The 24293-nt window shown below is 64.7% G+C and carries 22 protein-coding genes; 12 read left to right on the forward strand and 10 right to left on the reverse strand.

Going from position 1 to position 24293, the window contains the following annotated elements; translation table 11 throughout:
- Positions 1 to 8: 8 nt before the first annotated feature.
- Positions 9 to 860, reverse strand: coding sequence for a GntR family transcriptional regulator (locus tag CH274_RS16365; protein ID WP_045194160.1), 852 nt, complete (start codon positions 858 to 860; stop codon positions 9 to 11).
- A 293-nt stretch (positions 861 to 1153) separates the two neighbouring features.
- Here CH274_RS16365 and CH274_RS16370 point away from each other — a divergent pair, with 293 nt between their 5' ends.
- The gene (locus tag CH274_RS16370; RefSeq protein ID WP_094658119.1) at positions 1154 to 2074 is read left to right on the forward strand and encodes an ABC transporter ATP-binding protein; all 921 of its coding nucleotides are present in this window, start codon (positions 1154 to 1156) and stop codon (positions 2072 to 2074) included.
- 117 nt (positions 2075 to 2191) lie between these two features.
- Here the strand turns inward: CH274_RS16370 and CH274_RS16375 are convergent, their stop codons facing one another.
- The 3 genes from CH274_RS16375 to CH274_RS16385 are packed head-to-tail and all read right to left on the reverse strand — an operon-like array spanning position 2192 to position 4600.
- Entirely contained in the window at positions 2192 to 3091 is a 900-nt protein-coding gene (locus CH274_RS16375; RefSeq protein ID WP_094658120.1) for a dioxygenase family protein, read from the reverse strand.
- A 1-nt stretch (position 3092) separates the two neighbouring features.
- Positions 3093 to 4163, reverse strand: a complete 1071-nt coding sequence (locus tag CH274_RS16380) for a maleylacetate reductase (protein WP_094647365.1) — start codon at positions 4161 to 4163, stop codon at positions 3093 to 3095.
- Between the two features lie 35 nt (positions 4164 to 4198).
- Positions 4199 to 4600 carry a nuclear transport factor 2 family protein gene (locus CH274_RS16385; protein WP_094619629.1) on the reverse strand — a complete coding sequence of 134 codons (402 nt, stop codon included), beginning with the start codon at positions 4598 to 4600 and terminating at the stop codon, positions 4199 to 4201.
- A 380-nt stretch (positions 4601 to 4980) separates the two neighbouring features.
- On the opposite strand from CH274_RS16385, the gene CH274_RS16390 reads away from it, so the two are divergent.
- The 5 genes from CH274_RS16390 (at position 4981) to CH274_RS16410 (ending at position 11585) form a co-directional block, all read left to right on the forward strand.
- A complete protein-coding gene (locus CH274_RS16390; protein WP_094658121.1) occupies positions 4981 to 6066 on the forward strand; it encodes an ABC transporter permease in 1086 nt (361 codons plus the stop codon).
- Positions 6067 to 6133: 67 nt separating this feature from the next.
- Positions 6134 to 7219: an ABC transporter substrate-binding protein gene (locus CH274_RS16395; RefSeq protein ID WP_094658122.1), complete on the forward strand. Its 1086-nt coding sequence runs from the start codon at positions 6134 to 6136 to the stop codon at positions 7217 to 7219.
- Between the two features lie 41 nt (positions 7220 to 7260).
- Positions 7261 to 9771 (forward strand): ATP-binding cassette domain-containing protein, encoded by a 2511-nt coding sequence (locus CH274_RS16400; RefSeq protein WP_094658270.1) that lies wholly within the window; start codon positions 7261 to 7263, stop codon positions 9769 to 9771.
- Between the two features lie 36 nt (positions 9772 to 9807).
- Entirely contained in the window at positions 9808 to 10782 is a 975-nt protein-coding gene (locus CH274_RS16405; RefSeq protein WP_094619632.1) for a zinc-dependent alcohol dehydrogenase, read from the forward strand.
- A 32-nt stretch (positions 10783 to 10814) separates the two neighbouring features.
- Entirely contained in the window at positions 10815 to 11585 is a 771-nt protein-coding gene (locus tag CH274_RS16410; RefSeq protein ID WP_094658123.1) for an SDR family NAD(P)-dependent oxidoreductase, read from the forward strand.
- Positions 11586 to 11592: 7 nt separating this feature from the next.
- On the opposite strand, the gene CH274_RS16415 is transcribed toward CH274_RS16410, so the two are convergent.
- On the reverse strand, positions 11593 to 12378 hold the full coding sequence (locus CH274_RS16415; protein WP_256993606.1) for a helix-turn-helix domain-containing protein: 786 nt from the start codon (positions 12376 to 12378) through the stop codon (positions 11593 to 11595).
- A 164-nt stretch (positions 12379 to 12542) separates the two neighbouring features.
- Between CH274_RS16415 and CH274_RS16420 the strand changes: the two genes are divergently transcribed.
- The 5 genes from CH274_RS16420 to CH274_RS16440 are packed head-to-tail and all read left to right on the forward strand — an operon-like array spanning position 12543 to position 17507.
- Positions 12543 to 13607 carry a zinc-dependent alcohol dehydrogenase gene (locus CH274_RS16420; RefSeq protein WP_094658124.1) on the forward strand — a complete coding sequence of 355 codons (1065 nt, stop codon included), beginning with the start codon at positions 12543 to 12545 and terminating at the stop codon, positions 13605 to 13607.
- Complete coding sequence (locus tag CH274_RS16425; RefSeq protein ID WP_094658125.1) at positions 13604 to 14689, forward strand: SDR family oxidoreductase; 1086 nt, start codon at positions 13604 to 13606, stop codon at positions 14687 to 14689. The genes CH274_RS16420 and CH274_RS16425 overlap by 4 nt, the downstream gene beginning before the upstream one ends.
- Positions 14686 to 15459: an SDR family NAD(P)-dependent oxidoreductase gene (locus CH274_RS16430; RefSeq protein ID WP_094658126.1), complete on the forward strand. Its 774-nt coding sequence runs from the start codon at positions 14686 to 14688 to the stop codon at positions 15457 to 15459. Before CH274_RS16425 ends, CH274_RS16430 begins: the two co-directional genes overlap by 4 nt.
- 45 nt (positions 15460 to 15504) lie before the next feature.
- Positions 15505 to 16578: a 2,3-butanediol dehydrogenase gene (locus CH274_RS16435; protein ID WP_094658127.1), complete on the forward strand. Its 1074-nt coding sequence runs from the start codon at positions 15505 to 15507 to the stop codon at positions 16576 to 16578.
- 50 nt (positions 16579 to 16628) lie between these two features.
- Positions 16629 to 17507, forward strand: coding sequence for an NAD(P)-dependent oxidoreductase (locus CH274_RS16440; RefSeq protein ID WP_094658128.1), 879 nt, complete (start codon positions 16629 to 16631; stop codon positions 17505 to 17507).
- Positions 17508 to 17510: 3 nt separating this feature from the next.
- On the opposite strand, the gene CH274_RS16445 is transcribed toward CH274_RS16440, so the two are convergent.
- From CH274_RS16445 to CH274_RS16460, 4 genes are read right to left on the reverse strand one after another with little or no spacing between them, the layout of a single operon-like run.
- Positions 17511 to 18644, reverse strand: coding sequence for a serine hydrolase domain-containing protein (locus tag CH274_RS16445; protein WP_094658129.1), 1134 nt, complete (start codon positions 18642 to 18644; stop codon positions 17511 to 17513).
- Positions 18634 to 19275 carry a TetR/AcrR family transcriptional regulator gene (locus CH274_RS16450; RefSeq protein WP_094658130.1) on the reverse strand — a complete coding sequence of 214 codons (642 nt, stop codon included), beginning with the start codon at positions 19273 to 19275 and terminating at the stop codon, positions 18634 to 18636. Before CH274_RS16450 ends, CH274_RS16445 begins: the two co-directional genes overlap by 11 nt.
- Positions 19272 to 20834, reverse strand: a complete 1563-nt coding sequence (locus tag CH274_RS16455) for a class I adenylate-forming enzyme family protein (RefSeq protein WP_094658131.1) — start codon at positions 20832 to 20834, stop codon at positions 19272 to 19274. Before CH274_RS16455 ends, CH274_RS16450 begins: the two co-directional genes overlap by 4 nt.
- A 25-nt stretch (positions 20835 to 20859) precedes the next feature.
- Positions 20860 to 21522 (reverse strand): nitroreductase family protein, encoded by a 663-nt coding sequence (locus CH274_RS16460; RefSeq protein ID WP_094647190.1) that lies wholly within the window; start codon positions 21520 to 21522, stop codon positions 20860 to 20862.
- Positions 21523 to 21705: 183 nt separating this feature from the next.
- Here CH274_RS16460 and CH274_RS16465 point away from each other — a divergent pair, with 183 nt between their 5' ends.
- A complete protein-coding gene (locus CH274_RS16465) occupies positions 21706 to 23631 on the forward strand; it encodes a flavin-containing monooxygenase (RefSeq protein WP_179275775.1) in 1926 nt (641 codons plus the stop codon).
- Here CH274_RS16465 and CH274_RS16470 read toward each other — a convergent pair whose 3' ends face one another.
- Positions 23632 to 24285: a hypothetical protein gene (locus CH274_RS16470; protein WP_179275776.1), complete on the reverse strand. Its 654-nt coding sequence runs from the start codon at positions 24283 to 24285 to the stop codon at positions 23632 to 23634.
- Positions 24286 to 24293: the final 8 nt, after the last annotated feature.

A 24293-nucleotide genomic window follows, 5' to 3' on the forward strand; every position in this document is an offset into this window, starting at 1 on the left:
CCCCTTCTTCAGTTCAGCGTGGTGGTGCCGGCGGTGACGGTCGATCCGATGATCGCTACTCGGTCTGCTCGGAAGTGAGTGAAGCTGAGCTCGGACGGCCGGCCGTCGGTATCGCGAGTGATCAACTCGCGCAACAGTACCGGTGATCCCACCTGCATTTCGAGCAGCTCGGCTGCTCGTTCCTGACACGAGATGGCTTCCACGACGGAACTACTGCCACCGTAGGTGGTGCCGAAGATTCGGTGATGGGCAACTGCGATCGGCGGGAACTCCGAGTGGTTGCTCTCGATGCGCTCGGTGAATTCGTCGATGTCGAAGTCCGTGATGCAGTAGCCGACCCGCAGATAGAGCGGCTTCCCGTTCATCCGGCCGATCTGCTCGAGCAGGATCACCGATTCCACGTCGGCACCGATGAACTCCTGAATCACCCCAGGTGCAGTGATGCGCCTGCATTCGAGGGTCTCCACCGTCAGCCGGCCTTCGTCCGGCATCCCGGCCCACGCCCTCGGACCCACTTCGCCGTCGCGGACGGCCACGATGTCGTGGGCGATCGACGTTCCTGCTCGACGCGCCCGCAGGACGACGCCGTCATCGGCGAGCATCTGAAGCGCCTTACGCACAGCGTTTCTCGTCGCGCCCAATGTCTCGATGAGATGCTGTTCGGAGAGAACCTCGTCGTGGGGCATCGTGCCTCGCCGGATTCCCGAGCGAATCAGCTCGTACACACGGCGGGGCGAGGTCACGAACTTTTCGCCGCGGTTCGACTGCGCACGAATGTATCTGGTTCGTTGTTCATCTGCTCGTCTGCGCAGATGGGCTGCAACAGAGCCGGATTCGTCGTCGAAGAAGGGGCGGGTCATTCGTCTGGGCCTTCCGATGATGCGCACATGGGAGTGCACAAGAATGTGAGAAGGGTGGCCGCCACGTCGAGATCACCTGTACCGACATCGAGTCTATCGGAGATCGGGTCGTGGACCCCGGTGTAGGTTGCGGCCTTTATGTCGGAGTTGCGGGAAGAACTGCTGGTCGGAGCCGCGCGTTGGTGAACGAATCGTGCGTAATGCGCTGTTTACCGTTTTCGTGGCCGCGGGAAACACCGCGGCGCAACCATGGGAGGCGTCCATATTCGACGGAGTCTCGGTGGGAGACAAACATGACGACAACTGCAGAGCCCGAGGCTCTTTCGCTTTCGATCCGCCCGAGCGATGCGCATAGGGATTCGGGGGCCGCAGATCACACGTCGGTGCTCGATGTCGAGAATCTCAGTGTGACGTACGGCTCGGGAGACAGTGCAGTAGTGGCGGTGAAGGATGTCTCGTTCGCTATTGCGCCCGGTCAGCGGGTTGCGCTGGTGGGCGAGTCGGGTTCGGGGAAATCGACCCTGGCCATGACGATCGCAGGTTTGCTCGACGTGTCCGCGGGCGCAACGGTGAACTCGACGCGGCTGGAGTTCGAGGGCAGGCCCGCGCAGCCGGAAACGGGACGCAGTGTCCCTCGGCGTACCGAGGGAATCGCGATGGTGTTCCAGGACGCGATGACGGCCCTGGACCCGGTGTGGACCATCGGGGGCCAGTTCAAGCACGTGCTCGCGGGAGCGGGAATCAAGGGCAGGCGTGAGCGTGCGGATACGACCGCGTACTGGCTGAACAAGGTCGGGCTCTCCGACACGAAGCGGGTGATGCGGAGTCGGCCGTACGAGTTGTCCGGCGGAATGCGGCAACGGGTGATGACGGCTCTGGCGTTGTGCGGGTCTCCGCGACTGCTGATTGCCGACGAGCCGACCAGCGCGCTCGATGCATCTCTTGCTCGCGGAACGATGGAGCTGCTGCAGAACCTGACCCAGGAGCAGGGGACTGCGCTGCTCATCGTCAGTCACGACATCAAGCTGTGCCTCGAGTTCTCCGACACGATGCTGGTTATGTACCGGGGTGAGTTGGTGGAGCAGAAGGCGTCCGCGGAGATCGTCGCGACCGCGACGCATCCGTACACCAAGGGGCTGCTGGGTTGCGTGCCCACGCTCGCGAATCGCTCGGCGTCGAGACTTCCCGTGCTCCGGGATTTCATGCCGGCCTGATCCTGTCGGGTCAGTTCCAGGTCGCCCGCTGCTCGACAGCACAAATCCGTGCAATTCCGATTCTGCAGGAGATGTCTCCCCACGGAGCGGCGAGCGCCACCGGGGTTTGCGTGGTCTCTATTGCTCCGGCGCGAGAACGATGTTGAATTGCACTCTCGACCAGGTGTTTTCTCCGAGGTCGCGACCGTCGGGCGTGCGGGTTCCGGCAGGCTGTTCCACGAAGTCTTTGACGAGGGAGTCCTTGACGCCGAACACCGAGTCGCGATCGAGCAGTTCGTCGCCGCGTACGAAGATGTGGGTGATCAGTGTCCGCTGCCCCTCGGCGGTGACCATGAAATGCAGGTGCGACGCCCGCATCGGCGAGCGTCCTGCGGCGTCGAGCATCCGCCCGACGGGTCCGTCGAACGGGATGGGGTACGGAGTCGGGGTGAGGCCCCAGAACGCAAACTTTCCGTTCTCGTCGGAGAGCAGGTGACCGCGGGCGGCGACCCGTCCGTCGGAGTACTGGACGTCGTAGAAGCCGTCGTCGTCGGCCTCCCATACTTCGATCCGAGCATTCGCAACGGGATCGCCTGCGATATCGGTGACGGTTCCCTCGACCCAGCAGGCCTGGCCCGGTGCGCCGTGGGAGATGTCCCCGCCCGACTCGATGGCGGGGGCGTCGTCGACGAAGAACGGACCGAACACCGTCGCCTCCGTCTCGCCTGCGATCGCTTCGTTGTTGACGGTCACGGTCTGCATCGAGGCCCCGAAAACGTCGGAGAGCAGAATGAATTCCTGACGTCGGTCATCGGTGATGTGACCGACCTCGGTGAGGAACTCGATGGCCGTGTTCCATTCGTCCTGCGTCAGCCGGACCTCTCGGATGAACGCGTGGAGATGCTCGGTCAATCCCGTGAGCAGTTCTCGCAGTCGCGGATCGGGGGTGTCGGCGAAACTGGCGACGACCTTGTCGGTCAGTGCCCGCTCCCGGCTGCTCTGCTCGGCGGAGATGTCGGTGCGACTGTCGATACCCATGTCAGCGTCCCTCGTTCTCGGAAGTCGTTCCGGCCCAGGCGTTACGGAGCAGTATCATGAGCGATTCAGCAGTGACCGGCCGCGGATTGGAGGCGGGAGCCGCGTCGAGAACGAGTGCGACGGCCTCATCCAGATCGGACTCGTTCATCCCGTAGTCGCGCAGCGCGGTAGGTGCGTCGAGTTCGGTTCGGAGCGACCACAGTCCCTCGACTGCAGTGCTGCTCCCGAAGGCACTCGCGATGCGCTGCTCGGCCGTCGGTGCATACGGAGCGTTGTATTCGAGTACGTGTGGCAGCACGATCGCATGGGTTTGGGCATGCGGCATGTTGTACGTGCCGCCGAGCACATGACAGATCTTGTGGTGCAGTCCGGACCCTGCGGACGCGAAGGCGACCGCGGAAAGGTAAGCGCCGTACAGGGTTTGCTCATGGCCGGATTGGCTGGCGGAATCTCGTTTGATGTCTCGAAGTCCGCTGGACAGTGCAGTGATGGCCTCCACCGCGAGCGTCGAGTTGATCGGATCCGCGCGCGGAGCCCACATCGAGTCGACGGAATGCGCCAGAGCGTTGAGTCCCGACGCCACGCTCAACTCCACCGGCAGGGTCAACAGCGAGAGCACGTCGTAAATCACGGTGGTGGGGAGCACCCGCGCGTCGACGCCGGTGGTCTTGCGCGAGGACTCGGTCAGTCCCCACACGTTCGTGGCTTCCGAGCCCGCGTACGTGGTGGGAACGGCGACGATGGGGATACCGCTGGTGAGGGCGACGGCTTTCGCCAGGCCGGTGGTCGACCCGCCTCCGATGCTGACCAGCAGATCGATGTCGTGCTCGTGAGCTGCGGCTCGCGCCTTCTCCGCCGTCTCGATCGGAACATGCTGGACCACTTCGGAATACATCAGTCGCGGCTCGATCTCGCTGCATACCGAGTTGGCCAGATCGGTCTCGGCGGGGCCGGCGATCACCATGACGGAGGTGGCACCGAGTCGAGCGACCTCGGCAGCGAGATTCGATGCTGCTTTGCCTGCTCCGAACAGAACGCGTTGTGCGAGTGAATCGTGCTCGAATTCGAGCATCCGTGCCTCCGGTGTGTCAGTGAGCCGAGTGAGTGTCAGTGCGAGGGGCGCGGAGTCGGCTGGTAGGCGAGGAGCAGCCACTGGTCGTTCTCCTTGACCCACACGGCGATCGAGTTGTTCACCAGTTCCTTCTCGGTGCCGTTGGCGGTGATACTCGCGTTCATCTCACCGACCACCACTGCGGTGTCGCCCGAGACCAGAATGTCGTCGGTGGGGTGGTCGATGCGGTGGTAGACGTAGAAGCCCGAGGTGACCTTCTTCAGGTACGACTCGACGGTATCGCGGCTGCCGTCGGAGTGGGTGTAGACGAGGTTCGGGTGGCAGCAGCTGGTGAAGGCATCGAGGTCGCCGTCGACGATCGCCGTGTAGCGCTTGTTCTCGAGCTCGGAGATCGTGGCCTTGATGGCGTCGATGTCGAGTTCCTGGGCCTGTGTCATGGGTTCTCCTGAAAAGTCGAGCGGCTGCAGGTGTGCCGGTGGTGATGACGGTAGGCAGCCGGACGGTGAGTGTCAACTGTCACAGAACACTCCCGACCGTGACGAAACGGTCTTCCTGTACTTCGGTCGGTGCGAGACCGCCACATTTTTCGCCGAGTAAGTGCAGCTAGAGGCATCTGCATGCCCGTCAGAAGTGGCCCACAGCATTGCGTGCTTGACAAAGTGACCCACTGCACAGTTCAATCAGGACAGGACATTAATGCAGCACTGGTGGACATTCTGAGGCTCTATGTTCGCCTGCTTGTGCACAGCCGAGTTTCACGCAGCGAAACATCCCTATGGATTCACAACCCTCATCGCCCGATCAACGGAGAACTCTCGTGACATCACATGGTCAATCGGCTGGGGGACCCGCGCCCTCGACGGGAATCGGGCCCACTCCCGGCAACGAACGATCGACGGCAGGCGGACTGCGCACGGCCCTGAGCGGACGAGCCAGAGGTGCCGTCGCGATCGGAATCGCCACCGTCGTTCTGTTCCTGATCAGCGCAGTACTCGCGCCACAGAGTGTCAGCGGTGGGGCGATCTCCGCGATGCTGCCGTTCGCCGCGATCCTGGCGGTCGTCGCGATCGGGCAAACCCTGGTCGTGCAGCAAGGCGGTATCGATCTGTCGGTACCGGGCGTGTTCTCACTGTCCGTCGTCGTGGTCACCAAACTCGCGAGCAGCGGCACACCCGGCGCGATCTTCCTGGCAGTAGCCGCGGCCTTTCTCATCGCTGCGGTGGCCGGAGCCGTGTCGGGCTTCGTCGTCGCGCGGTTGAACGTGGCACCAATCGTCGCGACCCTCGGTATGAATGCGCTCCTCATCGGTGCGACCTGGGCGGTCTCCGAGGGTGCTGCACGTCGTACCCCCACCGGACTGTCCGATGTCATCGGATCGACGCTGCTCGGAGTTCCGGTGACCGTGGTCGTCGCGATCGTCCTGACCGTCGTCGTCGGGGTCGTCGTTCGACTCACCCCGACCGGACGCATCTTCGAGGCCGTCGGTGCCAATCCGCGGGTCGCCGTCGCGGCAGGTATTGCACCGTTGCGTTACACACTGGGCGCGTACTCCGTTGCGGCAGTGCTGTATGCCGTCGCCGGCGTGTTGCTGACCGGCATCGTGAACACCCCGGGAATCAGTGAGGGCAACACCTACCTGCTGCCGTCGGTGGCTGCCGTCGTTCTCGGTGGTACATCGCTGCTCGGCGGTAAGGGCAGTGTGCTCGCCTCGTTGATCGCTGCAGTCTTCTTCACTCAGGTCGACCGGTTGGCCTCGACTCTGGGACTCGCCTACGGCTGGCAGATCCTCATCCAGGCTCTCGCGCTCGGTCTCGGTGTCGCTTTCCACAGCGGTTTCCGGCCCGGCGGCAAGCGTCGCGCCCCGGCCGTCGAGGAACCCAGAAAGCCGGTCGAGGTGGCATGACCGCCGGCACACGGCACCTGGCCCGTTACGACATTCGTTCTTCCCCCTTGACTCGAGGACATCATCGATGAAGCTCACGACCTACACCCTGCGGATGCTCACGCTGCTGCCCGTTGCCGCCCTGATCGCGGGCTGTTCGGTGGGCGGCTTCGAGACCGTGTCCAGTAGCGAGCCACGGCCGGACTGGTGTGGCCCCAACGAGGCCGTCATCGGGTTCGCCGACGGTAGCGGCGGAAACAGTTGGAAGCGAACCAATTTCGCCGAGTTGCAGGACGAGCTCGCCAAGTGTTCGTCCGTCACGGACTTCATCACCACCGATGCCCAGGGTGACACTCAGAAGGCGATCGCCGACATCAAGAGCCTCGGCGCTCAGGGCGTCGACGGCATGCTGGTGTTCCCCGACGCAGGACAAGCGATTCTTCCGGCGCTGCGCTACGAATACAAGGCCGGTGTCGCCGTCGTTCCCTACCGGATATCTCCCGGTGGGTCCGAGGGCTCGGAGTACACCACGTTCGTGGCCGCCGACTTCGGCGCGATCGGCCGGTTGTACGCCGAGTGGCTGGTGAAATCGCTGCCGAACGGGGAAGGCAATGTCCTGTTCCTCGGCGGACCGCCCGCGAACTCCCAGGATCTCGCGGAGTACGAAGGCATGCAGGAAGTCCTGGTCGATCATCCGGGCATCAAGTTGATCGGCGACCAACCGTTCACCGTCACCAACTGGACGCCCGCGGAAACCCAGCAGGCCACCTCGACCATGCTCTCGCGTTTCCCCCAGATCGACGCGGTGATGACCGACTTCGCCGCGACCAGCATCATGACGGCATTCCAGCAGGCCGGACGTCCGCTGCCGCTGATCGCGTCGGCCGACTCCAACGGACTGTCCTGCCAGTACGCGCAGCTCAAGGACGCCAATCTTGGGTTCGAGTTGTTCACGGTCACGTCGCAGACCTACATGGTGCGCCTCGCCGTCCAGCACGTCGTAGCCGAAGCAACCGGAGGCATCGCACCCGAGTCCAAGGTCGATGTGCCGGTGGCGTTCGAGGATTCGATCAGCGCCGAACCGAGCGCGCCGATCTGCAACCCGGCTCTACCCGAGGATGCCCTCCTGTCCAGCACCCTCGATCCGCAACGCATCGGAGAGGTTCTGCAATGACACGTCCGATCACACCGCAGCCAGTGCTGTCAGGAGCTTCGATGAACGAGACATTCACGTCCACAACCGTTCTCGCCGAGCCGTACCTTCAGGTTCGCGGCATCGGCATGACCTTCGGCCCCGTCACCGCACTGTCCGGTGTCGACATCGACATCAGACCGGGACAGGTGCACGCTCTTCTCGGCGAGAACGGCGCGGGCAAGTCGACGCTGATGTCGATCATCTCGGGAACCCAGACGCCCACATCGGGATCCGTCGTCGTCGACGGCGTCGAGCGGACCGCTCTCACCCCGGCCGACGCGTTGGCTCTCGGCATCTCCATCGTTCACCAGACTCCGGCCCTGTTGCCGGACCTGACGCTCGCCGAGAACCTCGTGCTGGCCATTCCTCGGACCATGCGTCCCTCGGTGTTCGAGATGGGCCCGTGGGTCACCGAGAAGTTGGCGGTGGTGGGCTGCACCGTCCATCCCGACACCAAGTGCGGTGACCTTCCCATCGCGGAGCGTCAGCTGATCGAGATCGCCAAGGCGCTCGCGACCGACACCAAGGTGCTCATCCTCGACGAGCCGACCGCGCCGCTGGTACAGGACAAGGTGGATCTGCTGTTCGAGCAGGTGCGCCGATTCGCCGCAGCCGGGGTGGCGGTCGTCTACATCACCCACCGCATCCCCGAGGTCCGGGAACTGGCGGACACGATGACCATTCTTCGCGACGGACGGGTGCGCGGCTCCTACGATCCGCAGTCGCTCACCGACGACGAGATCATCACGCTCATCGCAGGCCGCGACGTCGACGCCGTGTTCCCGCCCAAGGGAACCGGGCCGAGCGCAGACGGTCTCGTGGTCGAGAACCTGTCGAGCCCGGATTTCGACGACGTCTCCTTCACGGTCGGCGCAGGCGAGATCGTCGGACTCGCAGGCGTCGCGGGCAACGGCCAGGTGGCACTGCTTCGCGCCCTTGCCGGATTGACCGAGTCCACCGGGACCGTGCGGTTGGGTGGTGATCGGTTGACACTGAAGTCCTCGGCGGACGCCCACAAGGCCGGCATCGCCTTCATGCCCGCCGACCGCGCGGGAGAAGGGGTACTGCCGGACTTCTCGATCCGGGAGAACTCCGCGCTCGGTGCGTTCGGTCGCTTCGTCCGCCACGGGATCATCGACAAGAGCCGCGAGCGAAAACTGACGTCGGCGATGGCCGACTCGCTGACGGTGAAGGCACCGAGCGTCGACACGGCGGTGGGAAATCTATCGGGCGGAAATCAGCAGAAAGTGGTGTTGGCCCGAGCGCTGCTGTCGAAGCCCGCGTTGATCCTGGCCGAGGAGCCGACTCAGGGCGTCGACGCCGGTGCGCGCGCCGAGATCTACCGCGAGCTGCGCGACGCCGCCGACGCGGGCATGGCGATCGTCGTACTGTCCTCCGACGCCGTCGAACTCGAAGGACTGTGCGACAGGGTTCTGGTTCTCTCCCGCGGCACCGTGGTCGAATCGCTCAGTGGTGATGCGGTGACCGAGCACAACATGATGCAGGCGATGGTGTCGGCGACCGGTCACCGAAACAGTGCCGCGACATCCGGTGCCGGCGCGGTGGACACGCCGCCCAACAAGCTCGTTCGATCGTTGCCCGCGTACATCCTGCTCGGAGCCATCGTCCTGCTGTCACTGATCGCCACGACGCAGAACGTGCGGTTCCTCGGTGAGGCCAACATCGTGTCGGTTCTGCTCACCACCACGGCGCTCGGCTTCATCGCGCTCGGCCAGATGCTGGTGGTGATGACCGGCGGTATCGATCTGTCGGTGGGACCGCTCACCGGATTGGTACTGGTCATCATGTCGTTCTTCTGGTTCGACGGGGCCTCGGTGGTGAGTCTGGTTGCCGGTGTCGCCGTCGCGGTGGCGGCAGCGATCGTCGTGGGTGCAATCAACGGCGGACTGATTCGGGGCCTGGGGTTCACCGCCGTCGCAGCAACTCTGGTGACATACATCGGTATTCAAGGAATATCGCTGCTGCTTCGGCCGGAGATCGATGGATACGTCGACTTCGCGATTCTCGATGCGATCAACTACAGCATCGGTCCGATTCCGGTGGCGTTCCTGATCGCGGTACTCGCCGCCGTCGCGCTCGGCGCGGTTCTGCGATACACGCGACCCGGAATGGCCCTGCGCGCGTCGGGATCCGACAGCAGCATCGCGGAGAAGATGGGCGTGCGCAACGGTCTCACCGTGACCGCGGCCTACATCGGCTGCTCGTTGATGACGATGCTCGGCGGGATCATGTTGGTCGGTCAGGTCGGCGTCGGTGACCCCAACCAGGGGATCGGTTTCACCCTGTCGGCCATCACCGCGGTCGTCGTGGCCGGAACACTGTTGCGTGGCGGTAGCGGTTCGCCGGTAGCGGTACTGCTCGGCGCGCTTCTGCTGCAGGTGATTCTGGCCCTCGCCAACTTCCTGCGTCTGGGCACGGCATGGCAGTACTGGTTGCAGGGCGCAATCGTCATCGTGGCCGCCGTACTGTATGTCGCTTTGCAGCAACGTAATTCGGCCCGCAAGCACTGATCGCCCGCACACCAACGTCATACAGAGGAGACAACAGTGAAAGCACTCAGGTTCGTCGGAGAGAATCGGGCCGAGGTCGCCGACCTCGACATCCCGACCATAGCGGCGGACGAGGTTCTGATCGCCGCACGATCGGTCGGCGTCTGCCATTCCGATATCGAACTGCTCGAGGGCCGCTACATCATCCCGTTCGAATACCCGATCATTCCCGGACACGAATGGTCCGGTGAGGTCGCGAAGGTCGGTGCCGACGTCGACGGCTTCCAGGTGGGCGACCGTGTCGTCGGAGAATGCGTCATCGGCGATGACCACTTCGGGTTCTCCATCAGCGGAGCCGCGGCAGAGTTCTTCGTCGTCAAACCCGCATGGCTGCACAAGCTTCCCGACGAGGTCTCGTTCACCAGCGGCGCGCTCGTCGAACCGTTCAGCTGCGGCTACTACGGACTGATGCGCGCCGGAAACGTCAACGCGAGCGACGTACTCGTCGTACTCGGAGCCGGGCCGATCGGCCTCGGGGTGGTGGCCGGCGGCGCAGCACTGGGGGCGACGACCATCGTGGTCGAGCCATCCGAGGGACGTCGGCAGGCTGCGCTGAAACTCGGTGCCGCCCATGCGGTCACCCCGGAGGAGGTCGACGAACTACTCGACCGAGTCAGTGGCGGCCGAGGTGCCGACGTCGTCGTCGAGGCAACCGGCCGACCCGAGGTGATGGCCAGTGCACTCGAACTCGCCGGGCACCGCGCACGGGTGGTGTACATCGGCATCGACGTCGGACGATCGGCACCGGCCAAACTGGGGCTCATCCAATCCAAGGAGCTCGACATTCGCGGTGCGATCGGCTCGCCGGGCGTGTGGCCTGCGACCCTGCGTTTCATCGCCAGGAGTGGGCTCGATCTCGGTGGACTCGTGACGCGCGAAATAGCGGCCGACGATGCCGTGACCGCTCTCGACGAGGCACAGAAGCCGGCCGAGAACATCAAGGTGCACATCACTTTCGACGCAAGCCTCTGATTTCCGAACCCATACGACACCGAGGACCCTTCATGTCTCGTCTGACCGACAAAGTCGCCATCGTCACCGGATCCGGCAAGGGAATGGGTCGCGCTATGGCGACGCTGTTCGCTGCCCAAGGAGCCGCCGTCGCGGTCACCGACGTCTCCGAGAGCGACGGACTCGAGACCGTCCGGCTGATCGAGGAGCAGGGTGGCCGGGCGGCGTTCTGGCGATTGGACGTCAGTGACGAAGCCGAGGTGTCCTCGGTGTTCGAGCAGGTGACCGCGACGTTCGGAAAGCTCGACATCCTCGTCAACAACGCCGGCATCTCCGGTGTCGACAAGCCAACCCACGAGGTCACCGAGGCCGAGTGGGACGCAGTGTTCGCGGTCGATGTGAAGGGCGTCTTCTTCTGCACCAAGCACTCCATCGGGCACCTGCGGGCCAACGGCGGTGGCAGCATCGTCAACATCTCGTCGATCTACGGGCTCGTCGGCTCGCACGAGATGGCCCCGTACCACGCGGCCAAGGGCGCGGTCACGATCATGACGAAGAAGGATGCGGTGACGTACGGACGCGACGGCATCAGGGTCAACTCGGTGCACCCCGGCACCATTCTGACTCCGTTCGTGCGTGAGCTGGCCGAACGTAGCGAGGGTGGATTGCGCGGCTATCTCGACATCATGGAGCCCAAGCATCCGATCGGTCACGTCGGTGAGCCGGAGGACGTCGCCAACGCGGTGCTGTTCCTGGCCAGTGACGAGGCGCGTTTCGTGCACGGCGCGGCACTGGTGGTCGACGGCGGTTACACGGCGGTGTGAGACCGCATCACTTCTGTCGGCCGACCACGAACCAGATTGCGACGCAGGTCTCGTCGTGTGGGTTGCTCAACCGGTGCGGAATGGACGAGTCGAAGTGGAGACTGTCGCCCGGGCCGAGCACCTGGCGAGCGAAGGCGACCTGAATCTCCAAGCGTCCGGACAGGATATGGATGTATTCCTTGCCGCCGTGGTTCATCAGGTTGTCCGCGGGGCAGGATTCGGTCCCGGCAGGGTAGGTGACTCGGAGGAACTCCACGTCCGGATCGTCGTCCGGGGTCAGGCGTTCCCACCGGACTCCGCCGAGGTACAACTCGGGCCGTTCGTCGGCACGCTGGAGACCCGGGAGCACTCCCACTTCGGGGAGCGGCTGAACCGAGGATGTTCGCGAGCTACCGTTCGCATGTGCCACCTCGGTGCGGTCCGTGAGCGTCGGCCGTGCCGAGGGCGTGGGCTGTGGGGTCTCGAGGTCGTGTGGTGCCACGTCTTCGGCCATCAAGGAGTCGAGGGACAGACCCAGCTCGGTGACCATGGCATACAGCGTGCCCACCGAGGGTGCCGTTCGGCCGAGCTCGACCTGGGAGATGAAGCTGGGGGACAGGTGAACTCGACGGGCCATCTCGCGCAGCGACATGTTCGCCTTCTCACGCGCTCCGCGTAGACGCAGGCCCATCTGCGCGTTCATCTGAACAGCCGTCTCGGTCGATTCGACCTGGACAGTTTCTTCGGTCATTCTTTCGCCGCCTCCCACCTCTGCCTTCACCGTCTCCCCCTGCTGCCGGGTGTACGCACTCACTGGACGGACGGTAGTGCATCGATTGTCTCATTGCTCGGTCATTCCGCTGTTCCGCGTTCGTACAAAGGTTTTCACGGTGTGACGCTTGGCACTGAACATGTGCAGTGTTACTCTACACTCAAGAAGTAGCGTGCATCACATTCAATGTTCGTCCAGGAGGAATCGTGCCCGACACCATGCAGGCCGCCGTGTACCACGGCGCGCGCGACATCCGCGTCGAGGAGGTTCCCGTTCCCCGACGCGGGTCGGGTGAGGCGCTCGTACGCGTTCTACGCTCGGGTATCTGCGGTACCGACGCCTCGGAATGGGTGGCCGGACCCAAGACCTTTCCGGTACTGCGCCGGCATCCGAACAGCGGGCATCAGGGCCCGTTGATCCTCGGCCACGAATTCGTCGGCGAGGTGGTGGAAGCAGACCCCGACTCCGAGACGAAGATCGGAGATCTGGTGGCCACCGGAGCCGGAATCTGGTGTGGCACATGCCGACGCTGCCGGGAAGGCCGCACCAACCAGTGCGCGACCTACAAGACCTTGGGACTCAACGTCGACGGCGGCATGGCGGAGTACGCGAGCGTCCCGTCGAAGACATTGCGCGCGCTGCCCGAGGGGCTGTCCATCGACCACGCCGGACTCGCTCAGCCCTTGGCCGTCGGGATTCACGCTGCCCGGCGCTCGGGTGCCCGTGACGGGGACAACGTCGTCGTCATCGGTGCCGGTGCCATCGGCTCCTTCGTCCTCGCCGGACTGCAGCACCTGGCCGACGTCGAGGTCACCGTCGTCGACTTTCCGGGGAAGAGACTGGATCGCGCCTCGCGCCTCGGAGCACACCGCACGATCACCCCGTCCGACGACCTCGGCGCGGACATCGTCGAGGCTCTGGGCGGAAAGAAACCTGATGTCGTCATCGAAGCGAGCGGAGCGCCCGGCCAGCTGGTCTCGGCGTTGACCATGGTGGCCGACGGTGGCCGCGTGCTCGCAGTAGGAATTCCCAAAGAGAAACCGGAGCTGGATGTGCATTCGCTCGTCTTTCGAGAGATCACTCTCGAAACCACCTTGGCCCACGTGTGCGACACCGATCTGCCTGCCGCACTGGATATCCTGAACACCGGACCGCTCGGCGCAGAGCTGGCCGAGACGCCCGTCGGACTGGCGGCACTGCCCTCGGAGTTGGACAGGCTCTCGACCGGCAAGGTCGAAGGCAAAGTCCTCGTCGATCCGGCGATCCGATGAGCGCGCCCAGCAGAGCGGCACTCGTCATCGGTGCCACCGGCATTGCCGGCCAGACGATCTCGCGTCAGCTCGTCGACGCAGGGTGGACCACCTACGGTCTGGCCCGCGGCACGACCAATCCGGTCGACGGCGTGGTGCCGGTCTCGGCGAATCTGCTCGATGCGGAGTCGTTGACTGCAGCACTCGACGGCGTCGACCCGGAGATCGTGTTCGTCACGGCCTGGATGAAGCAGGACTCGGAGGCCGAGAACATCGAGGTCAACGGGAGCATCGTCCGCAACGTTCTCGGTGCGATGAAGGGCAAGTCCGCACTGCGTCACGTCGCGCTGATGACCGGCCTGAAGCACTATCTCGGCCCGTTCGACGACTACGCGACCGGTGTCATGGCCGAAACCCCGTTCCACGAGAGCGAACCCCGGCTGCCGAACCCGAACTTCTACTACACCCAAGAGGACGAGCTGTTCGCGGCGTCGGAGAAGCAGGGGTTCACCTGGAGCGTGCACCGAGCGCACACCGTCTTCGGCTACGCGGTGGGCAACGCGATGAACATGGCACTCACCCTCGGGGTCTACGCCGAGATCTGCCGCGAGACCGGAGCTCCGTTCGTGTTCCCCGGCTCGGACACCCAGTGGAACGGGCTGACCGACATCACCGACGCAGACCTTCTCGCCGAGCAGATGATTTGGGCGGCAACACATGTCGAGGGCGAGAACGAAGCGTTCAACATCGCCAACGGTGACGTGTTCCGCTGGCGCTGGATGTGGCCGCAGATCGCGGAGGCGTTCGGCGTCGAACCCGTCGGATTCTCCGACGCCCCCAAGCCGCTCGACGACCGCATGGAAGACGCCCCGAAGGTATGGGCGGAGATCGCCGCGAAGCACGATCTGGTCGAAGGCGATGTCGACCGCCTGGCGTCCTGGTGGCATACCGACGGCGACCTGGGCCGCGACATCGAATGCCTGACCGACATGACCAAGAGCCGCAAGGCCGGCTTCCTCGGGTTCCGATCCACGTTCGAGAGTTTCATGGACAAGACCGAAAGCTACCGCGCGGCCGGGATACTCCCGAGGAGTCAGCGATGAACGAGCAGTCGCAGTTCTCGAACAAAGGTGCCATCGTCACCGGTGCCGGCAGCGGTATCGGTCGAGCGGTGGCGCATCGGCTGGCATCCCTGGGTGCGCGGGTGCTCGCCGTCGACATGAACATGGCGGCCGCGGAGCGCACCGCCTCTGAGTCGGACGGCGAGATCCATCCGTTCGCCGCAGACGTGTCCGTCCACGATCAGGTGAAGGCCTATGCGGATGCCGCGACCTCGCTGATCGGTGAACCACGACTGTTCTTCAACAACGCCGGGGTCGAGGGAGTGCACAAGTCCATCGTCGACACCACCGAGAGCGAATGGCGATCGGTGGTCGACGTCAACCTCAACGGAATGTTCTTCGGGCTCAAGCACGTACTCCCACTGCTGCGTCGGTCCGGAGGTGGAGCGGTGGTCAACACCGGTTCGATTCTCAGCCTCAAGGGTGCTCCCGATCGCTCCGACTACGTGGTGACCAAGCATGCCGTTCTGGGTCTGACCCGCAGTGCTGCAGCCGAATCCGCCGCTCACGGCATTCGAGTGAACTGCATCTGCCCCGGGCCGGTCGACACCCCGTTGATGTCGAGGTCCGAAAGTCTGGTCAACCCGGACGATCCGAACTTCGAGCGCGACCGATTCATCGAAGGCACACCACTTCGGCGCTACGGATCACCCGAGGAGATCGCCGAGCTGGTGGTTTTCCTCCTCCGCGAGGACGTCGGTTACCAGACCGGTTCCGCGGTCACCATCGACGGTGGAATCACCGCGGTCTGACGCGGACACCCCCTGCACACAGAACATCGACTACAGGAGAAAGCTATGCGCGCCGCGGTATTTCACGACCGACACGATGTACGGGTAGAAGACGTTCCGGCCCCGAAGGTCGGCCCCGGCGAGGTTCTGCTTCGTCCGTTCTTCTGCGGCATCTGCGGAACGGACCTGCACGAGTACGCCTTCGGTCCGATCGTCATTCCGACCGAACCCCACGCACTCACCGGTGCGAAAGCCCCGCAGGTGTTCGGCCACGAATTCTCGGCGCGCGTGGTCGAGATCGGCTCCGACGTGGCGTCGGTCGCGTTGGGCGATCGCGTCTCGGTCATGCCGCTCGTCACCTGCGGCAAGTGCTACTACTGCCGACGCGGGCTCAACCACCTGTGTGTGATCATGGCCTGCACCGGGTTGAGCTGGGGCGGCGGAGGAATCTCCGAACTGGTTGCGGTGCAGGAACAGCAGGTGTCGGTGCTCCCGGACAGCGTCAGTGACGTCCAGGGCGCTCTCATCGAGCCGGCAGCGGTGGCCGCCTACGGTGTCGACTGCACCGGCCTGAGAGCAGGCGACACCATTCTCATCACCGGTGCGGGACCGATCGGTGCCCTGTCCGCTCTGTACGCACACGCATCGGGTGCGGCGAAGATCATCGTGTCCGAGCCGAATGCCAAGCGCCGAGCGCTGATCGAGGCCTTCGGCATCGCCGAGGTACTGGACCCCACCGTGCAGGACGTGCCCGCCACGGTCCACGCACTGACCGGCGGTATCGGGGTCGATGCCGCAGCGGAATGCTCGGGTCACCAACACGGACTGACGGCCGCACTCGGCAGCGTTCGCTCCGGCGGAACCGTCGCCCAGGTCGGTCTGCACGTGAAGCCGGCCACGATCGATCCGATGGCCATGTCCAACAAGGACCTGACCCTGGTGGGTACCTGGTGCTACCCGGTGTACGACTGGCCGCGCATCATCGCGCTGGTCGCATCCGGGCGCTACCCGGTGGAGAAGGTCGTCAGCGAGATCATCGACGTCGAGAACATCGTCGCCGACGGATTCGAGCGGCTGCTCGACCCGAACGGTGACGCCCAGAAGCTTCTGGTGCGGGTCGGCGACGCACCGACGTCCTGATCGACACGACAGTACTTGCAGCGACCTTTCGTCCCACGCTAGGAGAAACAATGCACATCGGATTCGCCGGAGTCGGCCGCATGGGTACCCACATGGTGCGCCGCCTCCTCGAGGCAGGCCACACGGTCACCGCCTACGACATCTACCTGACGCCGGAGACCGCGCCGGCCGAACTGGTCGAGCGGGGCATGACGATCACCACGACCCCCGCCGACCTGGCCCGCGCCGAGATCTCCTTCAGCATGTTGCCCGATGCGGCAGCGACCGAACAGGTCTTGTTCGGTGAGCACGGAATCGCCACGGCCGGTGCGTCGGAGCACCTTCATGTGGTGATGGGTACGGTCGGTCCGACGGCCGTGCGCGAGTTCGCCGAGCGCGCAGCAGGTTCGGGCACCGCGGTGGTCGACGCCCCGGTCTCGGGCAGCGTGAGCCTGGCCGATACCGGGCAGATCACCACCATGGTCGGGTGCGACGACGAACAGTTCACCTACCTCAAGCCCATCCTCGAGGCGGTGACGCGCGCGCAGTTCCACACCGGTCCGGCCGGTACCGCCTCGGTGGCCAAGCTCGCGGTCAATTCGGTTCTCGCAGCACTGAATCAGGCTGTCGCCGAGGCGTTGATTCTCGGTGAATCGGCCGGCTTGGCCCCGTCCGCCCTGTACGAGGTGCTGGGCTCGAGTGCGGTGGCTGCGCCGTACGTCGGCTACAAGAAGGAGCACTTTCTCGATCCGGACGCCGCGGGTGTGGCATTTCCGTTGTCGCTCTTGCACAAAGACGTGGGCCTCGGACTTGCATTGGCCCGCGATCATGCCCTCGACCTTCCTCAGGCCACGACCGTCGGGAACGTTCTCGACCGGGCGTTGGATTCCGGGCTCGGGGCGAAGGACATGGCCGCAGTGCTCGAATTCCTCAAGCCTGCTGAGAGCTGACCGTCAGGCGAGGGCGGCGTAGCTCGCGCGCACGTACTGCTCGGCTCGGTCGGAGCCGATGATTCCGGGACCCATTCGGTTCATCACGTAGGAGATGGTCAGGTTCGAGTCCGGGTGCAGAACGGTCAGCGATCCGCCCCAGCCGCCCCAGAAGCAGACCTTGCCGTCGGGGATGTAGGGCATCGATTCGGGCTGTGGCAAAGCGAAACCCAGGCCGAAGCGCAACGGAATGCCCAGGGCCAGATCGACTCCGTCGGATTGCTCCTCGAAGATCGTGTCGATCGTCTCCGGGCGCAGCAGTCGTACGCCGTCCACGGTTCCGCCTCGGGAGATGACGGACAGGATTCTCGCGACCGATCGGGCATTGCCGTGCCCGTTCAGTGCGCCCATGTCCGCGGCGCGCCACGCCGGGGTGTTCGCCGACGAGGCCTGCACCAACGGACCGAGAAAGGTCCTGCGACGCACCAACGTCGGATCGGGTACGCCATCATCGGTCGGCGGTGGTGGCGGTACGACGTCGGCGATCCGATCCCAGTCGGACTCGGCGGCACCGATCTGGAAGTCGGCACCGAGAGGGCCGGCGATCTCGTCGGCCACGAACTGCCGCAACGATGTTCCGGTGACTCGGCGGACGACTTCTCCGATCAGGTGGCCCTGGCTGGCCGCGTGATAACCCGAGGTAGTACGCGAATCCCACCACGGTGCCTGCGCCGCCAGCCGCGAGGTCGAGAGTTCCCAGTCGTAGAGGTTCTCTTCGCTGAACGGTCGGTCCCAGCCCGAGACCCCGGAGGTGTGCGATAACAGGTTCCGGATCGCGATGTCTTCCTTGCCTGCGGTCGCGAACTCGGGCCAGTACGACGCCACCGGCGCATCGGGATCGAGCAGTCCGCGATCGATCAGCATCAATGCCGCCAGGCACGTCACCATTTTCGTCGTCGACCACACGTTGGTGATGGTGTCCGACTCCCACGGCAGGCGACGTTCGGTGTCGCGGTAGCCGCCCCACAGGTCGACGGCGGTGTGGCCGTCGATGTCGACCACGATCGATGCGCCCAGTTCGGTACCGCTGTCGAGGTTGGCGCTCAGGTCTTCTCGTACCGCGGTGAAGCGTGCGTCGCAGTGACCGTCAATCGTCATGTGTTGCACCCAGAATGCGGTGGACCGCCAGTTCGACGTACCCGTCGGCGACGTCCTCGATGCTCAGCTCGCCGCCGTCGTGGAACCAGTTGCTGATGCCGTTGAGCATGTCGGTCAGGGCGAACGATGCCAATCGCGCGTCCGGGACGGTGAATTCGCCACTGCGCATTCCGGCGGTGATCACGTCGCGGACGCGTCGTTGGTACTGGCGGCGGTAGTCCTCGATAACGGTGCGGTGCTCAGGGGTGAGCGAGGCCAACTCGTGCAGGCCGACGATGTACTCGACCCGTCTCCGGTTCAGATGCACCAGGTGCGCACGCACCAGAGACGACAGGCGTTCGGTGGGGGTCCCGGCCGCGTCGAGCAGTGGCAGGTTCTCCTCGGCCGGTTCCTGCGTGACCGTCAGACAGATCGCGAAGAGGATGTCTTCCTTGGACGGGAAGTGGTGGTAGAGGCTGGCGCCCTTGATACCGACGGCGTCGGCGATGTCGCGCATCCCCACGTTCGAGTAGCCCTCACGCGCAAAGATATTGGCGGCATTGGCGACGATGTCGTCTCGTCGTTGGCGGGTGCGTTGCTGTCGGGGGAGAGCGGTGACCTCGGCCGGTTGCGTTGAATCGGGCTGCGTCATACGGTCTCCTCGACCGCCGCCAACAGTCGCAGTTCACGCTTGAGGATCTTGCCCTGCGGGTCGACCGGCAGTTCGGCCACGATGTGTACGGACTTCGGGGCCTTGTACGACGCCAACTCGGTGCGGCAGTACTCGATGATCGCGGCCGGGTCGGCGGTCACTCCGTCGCGTGCGATGACGAAGGCGGTGACGGCCTCGGACCAGTACGGGTCGGGTACTCCGACGACGGCGGCGCGCAGCACGTCCGGGTGCGTGTGGATGGTGCGTTCCACTTCCTGCGACGACACGTTCATCCCTCCCGACTTGATCATGTCCTTCATTCGATCGTAGAAGAACAGGTTGCCGTCGGCGTCGATACGGACCATGTCGCCGGTGTGTACCCAGCCGTCCCGGAACACCTCGGCGGTGCGTTCGGGGTCCTTTAAGTAGCCGAGCATCACCGACGGAGTGCGGCAGAGCAATTCACCGATCTCGCCCTCGTTGCCTGCGGCGTCGACCACCTTGATCTCGAGGTGGGTGACGGGCTTGCCGATCCACGACGCGTCGCCGTCGGGGATGTCGTCGAGGGTGGAGAACCAGCCGACCGAGCCGAGCTGCGAGAGTTCCGACTGGCCCCAGTAGGTGCCCCAGATGGCCTCGGGGGCGGCGGCGGCCCAGGCGCTGATCGTGTGTGGTGACACCTGGCCACCGTAGGTGAGGCAGCGCCTGACCTGGCTCACGGCCTCGGGGCCGAACTGCGCGTCACGGGCCAGGGCCAGGTAGAACGTCGGCGTCTGGGCGATGACGGAGATCTTCTCGGCGGCGATGATGCGCAGGGATTGCGCCGGGTCGACTGTCGCAGGCAGCACGAGCGTGGCACCCATCAGCGTCAGGGTCGTCATCGAGCCGAGTCCGGCGATGGTGTGGAACGGCATGACGAACAGCCAGGTGTCCTCCGGTCCGGTGCGCAGGCCCCAGCTCCACGCGGGCGCGGTGGAGATGAGGAAGTTGCGGTGCGGGATCATCACGCCCTTGGGGGCTGCCTCGGTTCCCGAGGTGTAGATGACCATCGCGACGTCGTTCTCGTCCATCTCGACGTCCGGCTCGGTGGACGGGGTGTTCGCTGTCAGTGTCTTGTATTCGGACCCGAACGTCACCAGGGTGGTGGTGTCCGGCTTCACCGAGGAGATGATCTCGGCATAGGCCGGATCGGCCACCACCACAGTCGGTTCCGCATGTTCGAGCTGGTGCTTCACCTCGGCCGCGCGGTACATCACGTTGATGCCGGTGAAGGCTGCTCCGGCTTTGAGCGTGCCGTAGTACGCGACCACCACGTCGACGCTGTTGCGCGCCATCGATGCGACGCGGTCGCCAGTGGTCACTCCGAGATCGACCAGCAGGTTCGCGAACCGGTTTGCACGAGAATCGAGATCGCCGTAGGTCGTGACCTCACGCGTGCCGTCCGCCGCGTAGCTGATGAACGCGACCTTGTTCGGCTGAGTGCGCGCATGACGACGCAGTTGATCGCCGATGGTGGCGCGTCCGATGGGGGAGCGATGGTGGGTGGCAGTACCGGGCACGGCGGACTCCTTCAGATACGAGCTTCTACAGGGCGGGGGAGAGTGCAGCGGAGTCGAACATCGGCTGCGAGAACGTCTCTGCCGCAACGATCTGCTCCACGGGATCGCGAGTGAGCTTGCGCGGGAACGACTTCTCCGGATAGCCGACGGCGATGTGTGCGGCGGTGATGTATTCGTCCGGGATGCCGAGCAGTTCGCGGATGGCCGGTTCCTCGTGGCACAGCAGCGTCGTCACCGCGGTGGCGACGCCCTGATCGCGCAGGCTCAGGCACAGGTTCTGCACGGTGGGGTAGATGGAGGCGCCGCCGACGACGGAGAGTCGTCCGAGTTCGTGGTCGGTGGGGTGCAGTCCGTCCAGCGCGGCGCAGACCACCACAATGGCGGGCACCTCGGCGAGGTGGCGGGCGAAGTAGTCGGCGTCCTGCACGGTCTTGGGCAATGCGCCGACGGCGACGGTTCCGCCGGTGATGCCGGCGAAGTACGCGTCCCACATCGGCAGGTAGAGATCGGCGAGGGCCTGCTTACGGGCGGCGTCGCGCACGACGATCCACCGCACGGGCTGACGGTTGCCGCCCTGCGGGCCGAAGCGGGCGACGTCGAACGCGGCCTTGAACACCTCGTCGGGAACGGGATCGCTGAGGTACCGCCTGCAGGTGCCGGTGGTGCGCATCGCCTCGGTGAGTTCCATGGGTGAATCCCTTCGCCTGTCCGCTGTTAGGTAGTGCCATGAAGCATCATGTGGCGTGGGCCACATTGTCAAGGGTCAAAAAGCTGTGAACGTCGGGATTGCGAATCCCTTGCGCAGAATTGCCTAACCGTGGTTAGTTGAGCTGTCGGAGTCGGATGGAGCAGCGCGCAACAGGAGGTACCGGTGTCCACAGACGCAGCAACGGCAGCGGAAACCGTGGGTGGGGTTGATCGGGACCGGCTCGCACGGGCTCTCTCTGCGGCCAACCTGCCCACGCTGGTGGCGGTGCTCTATCAGTTGACTGGCGATCGCACGTGGCTCGCCGATCCGTATCGCCCCACGCGCAGTCGGGGTATGGACGACAACGACAGGGGCGGATTCGACGACGCAGTGGCCGACCGCATCCGTGCCGCGGCCCTCGATGCAATCTGCGCCTTCCACGAGGGCGAGCCCATGGCGGTGCCCTCGCCGGACTCGGAGCACCTCGTCGAGATGATCAGCCTGGCCGTCGGCGAACAGGTGCCTCCCGAGTTCGGCGTCATGGTTGCCGAGGACATGGGCTTCGTGGTTGCGGAGACTCCGGTGGCCGCACCGAACGATCTGTCGGTGATCGTGATCGGTGCGGGTGTCTCCGGGATGCTCGCTGCCATCAAGCTGCACGAGGCGGGCATCAGCCACGTCGTACTGGAGAAGAACTCCGATGTCGGCGGTGGATGGTTCGAGAACACCTACCCCGGTGCGGGCGTCGACACACCGAGTCACCTGTACTCCTACTCCTTCGCGCCGCGGGCCTGGAGCACGCACTTCGGCAAGCGCGACGAGGTGTGGGAGTACCTCAGCGACGTGGCGTCCGAACACGATCTGCGGCATCGCATTCGGTTCGACACCGAGGTGGCGACCGCCGAGTACGACGCGCAGCGACAGGGCTGGACCGTCACGACGGTCGACGGCGAGACGCTGACCGCCGATGTGGTGATCACCGCAACCGGTCAGCTCAATCGGCCTAAGGTGCCGAATATCCCCGGCCTGGAGTCGTTCGACGGCCCGATCTTCCACACCGCGAACTGGCCGGCCGATCTGGATCTGACCGGTAAGCGCGTCGCCATCGTCGGTACCGGGGCCAGTGCCATGCAGGTGTTGCCGGCCATCGCGTCGACGGTGGGGCATGCGACGGTCTTTCAACGCTCACCTCAGTGGGTTGCGTCGAGCGACGTCTATTTCACCGAGATGAGCGACGACGCCAACTACCTGATGGATGTCGTTCCGTTGTATCGCCTGTGGTACCGAACGCGGTTGGCCTGGAACTTCAACGATCGGGTGCACAGCTCGCTGCAGGTCGATCCCGAGTGGGAGCATCCGGCGCGCTCGATCAACCCGGTGAACGACGCCCATCGACGCGTGTTCACGCGCTACATCGAAGCCGAGCTCGAGGGCCGACCAGATCTGATCGAGAAGTCGTTGCCCGATTACCCGCCCTTCGGTAAGCGGATGTTGCTCGACAACGGTTGGTACGCCGCGCTCAAGCGTGACAACGTCACCCTCGTCGCCGACGCCGTCGCGTTCATCACCACCAACTCGGTTGTGGCACGCGATGGTTCGGAGACCGAGGTCGATGTGGTGATCCTCGCGACGGGCTTCGAGACCCACAAACTGTTGACGCCGATCGACGTGCGCGGACGATCGGGGGACTCCATCCGCGATATCTGGGGCCCCGAGGATGCGCACGCGTATCTCGGTATCACCGTCCCGGACTTTCCGAACTTCTTCATCACCTGCGGCCCCGGAACCGTACTTGGCCACGGGGGCAGCTACATCACCATCGCCGAATGCCAGGTTCGCTACATCGTCGATGTCTTGATCGACATGGTGGACAAGCGAATCGGAGCCATCGAGTGCAAGGCCGACGTGGAAGCGGAATACGTTCGCAAGCACGACGAGGCGCACGCCAAGATGATCTGGTCGCACGGCGGCATGGACAACTGGTACCGCAACGATGCCGGACGCGTGGTCTCGACGTTGCCGTGGCGCATCGTCGACTACTGGGAGATGACGCGGCGGGCCGATCTGGACGACTTCGTCGTGGAGCCTCGACGGGATGAGGCTCGCTGATCAGTTGGACGTCGCCTGCTGCATCGACAGCACGAATCCGTGCCCGCCGCCCGCGTCGCAGATCATCGCCTCGACGCGGGAGAAGCACGTGAAGCCGTTGAAGGCGATGGAAGTGTTGTACTCCAACACTTTCTGACCCTCGGCTCCGAACACCCCCTGGTTGAAACACGTGGGGGTGACGTGTCCCGGGTCGAGGTAGAAGCCCTTCGACAGCATGTCGACGCTGAACGTGGTGTTCGGTGCGCAATCGTTGCCTGCGCCATCGGGTACCGGCGCATCGGATGCCTGGCAGCCGGAGGAGAACGGGCCCGATCCGATCTTGCAGTACACGTTGCCGGACGGGGACTTCCATGCAACTTGGTTGTCGGGCACCGAGTAGCTGGCCGGGTCGACCGGTGTGATGGGCGCGGTGTTGTTCGCGGGATTGTCGGCCGTCGGTTCCGTACCGGTCGCCGTGGGCGTGTCCGTCGGTTCGTCGGCACCATCGGTGTTCGACGGCGCTGCGATGGTCACCTGTGGTGGCGTGGGCATCTGCGCGGTGACGCTGGTGCTCTGGGTCGGCGCGGCAGCCGGGGTGTCCTCGCCGCCACAGGCCGTCAGCGCGAAAGCGGTCAGTGATGCCGTGGCAGCGAGGAGGGCGGTTCTGCGGAACACTCGGAGCT

It is taken from the genome of Rhodococcus sp. 06-418-5 (genome assembly GCF_002258285.1).
Classification (GTDB): Bacteria; Actinomycetota; Actinomycetes; order Mycobacteriales; family Mycobacteriaceae; genus Rhodococcoides.

Bases quoted from the DNA above. Each gene is read 5' to 3' on its own strand.
- CH274_RS16460 (WP_094647190.1), bottom strand. From the start codon at position 21,522: ATGGAACTCACCGAGGCGATGCGCACCACCGGCACCTGCAGGCGGTAC.
- CH274_RS16430 (WP_094658126.1), top strand. From the start codon at position 14,686: ATGAACGAGCAGTCGCAGTTCTCGAACAAAGGTGCCATCGTCACCGGT.
- CH274_RS16425 (WP_094658125.1), top strand. From the start codon at position 13,604: ATGAGCGCGCCCAGCAGAGCGGCACTCGTCATCGGTGCCACCGGCATT.
- CH274_RS16370 (WP_094658119.1), top strand. From the start codon at position 1,154: ATGACGACAACTGCAGAGCCCGAGGCTCTTTCGCTTTCGATCCGCCCG.
- CH274_RS16440 (WP_094658128.1), top strand. From the start codon at position 16,629: ATGCACATCGGATTCGCCGGAGTCGGCCGCATGGGTACCCACATGGTG.
- CH274_RS16380 (WP_094647365.1), bottom strand. From the start codon at position 4,163: ATGCTCGAATTCGAGCACGATTCACTCGCACAACGCGTTCTGTTCGGA.
- CH274_RS16450 (WP_094658130.1), bottom strand. From the start codon at position 19,275: ATGACGCAGCCCGATTCAACGCAACCGGCCGAGGTCACCGCTCTCCCC.
- CH274_RS16385 (WP_094619629.1), bottom strand. From the start codon at position 4,600: ATGACACAGGCCCAGGAACTCGACATCGACGCCATCAAGGCCACGATC.
- CH274_RS16410 (WP_094658123.1), top strand. From the start codon at position 10,815: ATGTCTCGTCTGACCGACAAAGTCGCCATCGTCACCGGATCCGGCAAG.
- CH274_RS16365 (WP_045194160.1), bottom strand. From the start codon at position 860: ATGACCCGCCCCTTCTTCGACGACGAATCCGGCTCTGTTGCAGCCCAT.
- CH274_RS16400 (WP_094658270.1), top strand. From the start codon at position 7,261: ATGAACGAGACATTCACGTCCACAACCGTTCTCGCCGAGCCGTACCTT.
- CH274_RS16395 (WP_094658122.1), top strand. From the start codon at position 6,134: ATGAAGCTCACGACCTACACCCTGCGGATGCTCACGCTGCTGCCCGTT.
- CH274_RS16375 (WP_094658120.1), bottom strand. From the start codon at position 3,091: ATGGGTATCGACAGTCGCACCGACATCTCCGCCGAGCAGAGCAGCCGG.
- CH274_RS16445 (WP_094658129.1), bottom strand. From the start codon at position 18,644: ATGACGATTGACGGTCACTGCGACGCACGCTTCACCGCGGTACGAGAA.
- CH274_RS16435 (WP_094658127.1), top strand. From the start codon at position 15,505: ATGCGCGCCGCGGTATTTCACGACCGACACGATGTACGGGTAGAAGAC.